Here is a 4,541-nt window from a genome sequence, read left to right on the forward strand (position 1 = left end):
GTAGTCTGTCCGAGGGCTTGAATTTCTGTCCGCCCGACAGTATTTGCCCGTGCGAGAATGTTTATAGCGGCGTTTTCGTCTCTATCCAAGACACACCCACAAGAACAAACATGAGTTCTTACAGATAATGTTTTCTTGACGATATTACCACAACTAGAACATTGTTGGCTAGTGTATTGTGGGTTCACCGCTACCACAAACTTCCCTTGTATTTTCCCAAAGTAGTCTAACCAATCGGTGAACATTGACCAACTCGCATCTGAAATAGATTTAGCAAGCTTGGGATTTTTCACCATATTGGACACCTTCAAGTCCTCATAGACTACCAAATCGTTAGATTGGATTAACGCTTTTGCTGTCTTGACGGCAAAATCTTTACGCTGTCTAGAAACTTTTAGATGAAGGCGAGCTACTTTAGATTTCTGTTTTAATCTTTTTTGGCTTCCCTTTTTCTTCTTTGAGAGTTTACGTTGAGCCTTTTTTAGTCTTTTTTACGACTTACGAAGAAACCGTGGGTTATCAATTTTATCCCCATTAGAGTCGGTTAAGAAATGGTTTAAACCTAAATCAATCCCTACTTCTTTTCCTGTAGAGTCAAAGGTTTCTACTCTCTCAATGTCTAAGACAAATTGACAATAAAAGCCATCGGCTCGTTTAATAAGCCTGACTCTTTTGATAGTAGATTTATCGAGAATCTCACGGTTAAAAGTGCCGATTAACTTTAATTTCCCTATCCCTGTTTTATCCGTGATGTGGATAAACTTTTTGTCTTCTGTTAGTTTACAACCAGAAGTTTTGTACTCTACAGAACTTGAAAACTTTTTGAATTTAGGATAGCCTTTTTTAGCTAAACCCCTTTGACAATTGTTGTAAAAACGGGATATAGAAAACCAAGCTCTTTCGGCACTTGCTTGACGAGCCATAGAGTTGAGTTTACCGACAAAAGGAAATTCAGGACTATTATAAATTCGGTAGTTAATTTACACAAAGTAGCATAGTTGATTTTGTCTTCTTTAGTAGCGTCCATCCAAAATCTTAGACACTTATTTCTAATAAACTGTCCCACCCTTATAGCCTCTTGAATAGCTATTTCTTGGTGTGAATTGGTTTTTAACTTAAACTCTATGACTCGCATCGATTCGACCTCTCAATGTGTTATATTATGAGTATAGTAATCCATTGTAAAAAGGGCTCTTCGGGACTTGTTATGGTTCGATAGGGGGGCATAAATAGACTAAATCCTTATCTGGCAAGAGACTTAATTGATTAGTTCGCTCTAGATCAAAAATAATTGACAAAAATTGCTAAATGCCTTTCTCTATAAGGGTTCCATCTCTTATAACCTCCGTCCATTGCATAACACAAACCGAAGAGCCATATTATTATTGAAAGGTTCTAGATGATAGCCATGAAAATCTTTTCTTTTGGCGTAGGGCCATAAAGCTAGTCTTAACTCGAAAGGATTATCTAGGGGAGCGATAGGAACTTCCACTAAATCTTGGTATTTATCTTGTCTTTTTCTAGAGATATTTAACCGATTGATAGCGGGTAGCTCTGGCCAGGGAGCTTTAATTCTTTCCTCATCGAGATAATCAATTCCCCCCTTATGGAGACGTAAGAGCCAACTTTGGGGAAAATTATCAAAGTAATCTTTCGCTAAGGCAACCACTTGGGGATGCAAGAAATCATCATCATCGAGAGCCAACACATATTGACCAGAAGCATTGAGAAGACCGACGGCTCTCTGGGCTGTTTCTCCCTGATAAAGACTATGAAAAATTTTGACTCTGGGGTCTTCTACGCAAGGGGTAACTGCCCCGGGAGGATAAACCCAAATAAATTCTACTTCCCCTTGAATTGCCAGAAGTTGTTGCAACCAATATTCGGAAAATTTGCCCAGAGTTGGAGTAACGATTGATAGAATTGGTGAGTTGATCATGATTAGCTGACTATCCCTCTTTTCCTAGTCGATAAAGTACATATTTTTGGGGAACTTCCCTGAGATTGGTAATCACCAGATTCCACATATATCCATACGGGAGCATTTCACCTTTGTAGTTCCTAAATTAGGTTTTATGTCAAGCTATTTTGAAAGCCTTGCTAGAAGCCAGTTTTAGCGACAGGTATAATTACTCGCTTGCATAAATGAGATGCTCCCTATCCATAAATAAACTAACGATATATTTGCAGGTTGCCTGTACCATTTGAGGGAGCCAGACTTTTTTATCAAAATTTTTAGGATGAGGGCTGTGATGATCTTTTCTTTCGCGCACAAAGCACATCAAATCTAACTTTCTCTTGTCAAAAGGAACGATGGGAATTTCCTTTAAGTAGCCACTTTGAGCGTGGATATCCTGATTTTTGGAGCTTTTATCCCACACTGGCAGTTCTTCTATCCGGGGCAGCGGTTGCCAGGGAGCGGTCAGTTCTTTTGTTTCCCCATACTGAAATCGCTTAGTACAGAGTCTCATCACCCAGATATCTGGAAATCGCTGGAAATACTGTAGAACCATGGTCAAGATATCGGGATGAAGCAACTCATCACAATTAATGGTTAGTGTGTAAGGTGCTGTCGCATTCATTAACCCACTAATTCTTTGAATAATTTCTCCCCGCAAGGGACTGACTATTTGCTGTACCCTGGGGTCGGACGTGGGATACTTAGGTGCTCCTGGTGGATGAACCAAGATAAATTCTACTTCTCCCTTGACCTCGGTCAGCGCATTAAACCAGTGGTCAGCGAATCCTTCTCGGGTCGGAATAACAATTGATAGGCTTGGTGTTGACACCTTGTCCATAATAAAAAATTTTTTCCTCTATTTTTTGATGCCATTGTATCATAGTTCTCCAGCAACAAGGAAAATTTCTGGAAGATCAGAAGGCTGAGAGGTCAAGAGTGGGAATTCAAGAGAAATAAAATCGATATTCAACTTGTTTACCATCCTAAAAACTGATTTCTAGGTTTTTTTATGCTTGAAAAATTAATTATGCCTCAAATCCGAGATAGTGGTAGTCTGAGAAGCTTATATAGGGTTTGCTGAAAAAGTTTTTCGTGGGGGCAGACTTCGGCAGTGAGAATTCGGACGTTCGGCGAGCTCAGTCGGGCCGCGTGAGCTTTTTTCGAACGCTCAGCCGAACGGGTGTGGGGTGTAGGGTTTTAGCGATTTTCATCTGGTCAATTACCTAATTTTCAGGGAAAAAGTATCTGAATTTTCCCGCCGATCATTCCCAGATCTGGTACTTTTTGATTTCCAAAAAGTCTAAAAGTTTTAACCAACAAGGTTTTTAAATTTATTCACCAAACCCTAGATAGAACCTATCTAAAAATTAGAGATGATCATGATGGCAAAAAACGGCGATTTAGCTTAATTGAGGGCAATTACTGAAAAAATGATGATAATCAACTTGAATTCTCAAAAACGGATTTAAAATTGATTCATAATTTCCATATAAATATGTTCTAACTGTACCGTCTGACGGGCGATAGAATCAATATTAATGCCATCGAATGCCTGGATAATTTCGCTTAATTCTAGATGTTCATGTAACCAAAAAGCTAAATCTTTGCCGTAAAATTTGGGAGTAAATCCTAACTGTTTCCCTCGATTTATGGCTGCTTCCTGATCCTGGGTATCCATGATAATAATTTCTTTAGCGGGAATGTGCTGACGCAGCTGATTTAAATTACCTTCGGCAATAATACGACCTTGTTTTAAAATTCCGATACGTTGACAGAGACGCTGTGCTTCATCGAGGAGATGGGTAGTTAATAAAATTGTCATTCCCTGTCGCCGTAATTCTCCGATTAAATCCCAAATTTCATAGCGAGATTCGATGTCTAAACCAGTAGTTGGTTCATCAAGAATTAATAATTTTGGCTGATGAACAATAGCCACAGCAATATTCATCCGGCGCTGCATTCCACCGCTTAAAGTTTCCACCGGACTACGGGCGCGATCAAGCAAATTTACTGCCGATAAACTGGCTTTAATCCGATGACGACGCTGGGGGCGATCAAGTCCATAAATCTGAGCAAAAAAGTTGAGATTTTCCTCACAAGTAAGGGATTTGTACAATAAATTTTCTTGCGGGGCAACCCCAATTAATTCTTTAGTAACTCTGGAAATTGGCAAATAATTAAAGGTAATTTCTCCCGATGAGGGTTTTAATAAATTACAAATTAAGTTAATAGTGGTGGTTTTTCCCGCACCATTGGGACCGAGTAAACCGTAAATTTCCCCCGCTTCAATATGAAAGTTTAATTGATCTAATACTAAGCGTCTTCCGTAATTTTTTTTGACATTACTAATAGTCAGCATTTTTAATAAAGTAACAAGGATAGTCAGGAGGAAGCAGGCAGGATTAGGGAGTGGAAGATATAGGAAGACAAATCAGTAAATACTCTTGCCTTTTCTAACTGATAACTGATAACTGATAACTGATAACTGATAACTGATAACTGATAACTGATAACTGATAACTGATAACTGATAACTGATAACTGATAACTGATAACTGATAACTGATAACTGATAACTGAT

General features: G+C 38.8%; 3 protein-coding genes and 2 pseudogenes. All 5 read right to left on the bottom strand.

Annotated features, from left to right (window positions below):
• Positions 1-1,135: pseudogene (locus IQ242_RS17410) on the bottom strand (RNA-guided endonuclease InsQ/TnpB family protein); the annotation flags it as partial.
• A gap of 201 nt (positions 1,136-1,336) precedes the next feature.
• Positions 1,337-1,939: a glycosyltransferase family 2 protein gene (locus tag IQ242_RS17415; protein WP_228021056.1), complete on the bottom strand. Its 603-nt coding sequence runs from the start codon at positions 1,937-1,939 to the stop codon at positions 1,337-1,339.
• A 190-nt stretch (positions 1,940-2,129) separates the two neighbouring features.
• The gene (locus IQ242_RS17420) at positions 2,130-2,798 is read right to left on the bottom strand and encodes a hypothetical protein (RefSeq protein ID WP_228021057.1); all 669 of its coding nucleotides are present in this window, start codon (positions 2,796-2,798) and stop codon (positions 2,130-2,132) included.
• Between the two features lie 627 nt (positions 2,799-3,425).
• Complete coding sequence (locus tag IQ242_RS17425) at positions 3,426-4,319, bottom strand: ABC transporter ATP-binding protein (protein ID WP_185240312.1); 894 nt, start codon at positions 4,317-4,319, stop codon at positions 3,426-3,428.
• 23 nt (positions 4,320-4,342) lie between these two features.
• Positions 4,343-4,541, bottom strand: a pseudogene (locus IQ242_RS17430) (hypothetical protein); the annotation flags it as partial.

This window comes from Microcystis sp. LEGE 08355 (assembly GCF_015207185.1).
Classification (GTDB): Bacteria; Cyanobacteriota; Cyanobacteriia; order Cyanobacteriales; family Microcystaceae; genus Microcystis; species Microcystis panniformis.

What these genes read in the sequence shown, in the direction of transcription:
- IQ242_RS17415 (WP_228021056.1), bottom strand. Translation starts at nt 1,939, where the DNA reads ATGATCAACTCACCAATTCTATCAATCGTTACTCCAACTCTGGGCAAA.
- IQ242_RS17420 (WP_228021057.1), bottom strand. Translation starts at nt 2,798, where the DNA reads ATGGACAAGGTGTCAACACCAAGCCTATCAATTGTTATTCCGACCCGA.
- IQ242_RS17425 (WP_185240312.1), bottom strand. Translation starts at nt 4,319, where the DNA reads ATGCTGACTATTAGTAATGTCAAAAAAAATTACGGAAGACGCTTAGTA.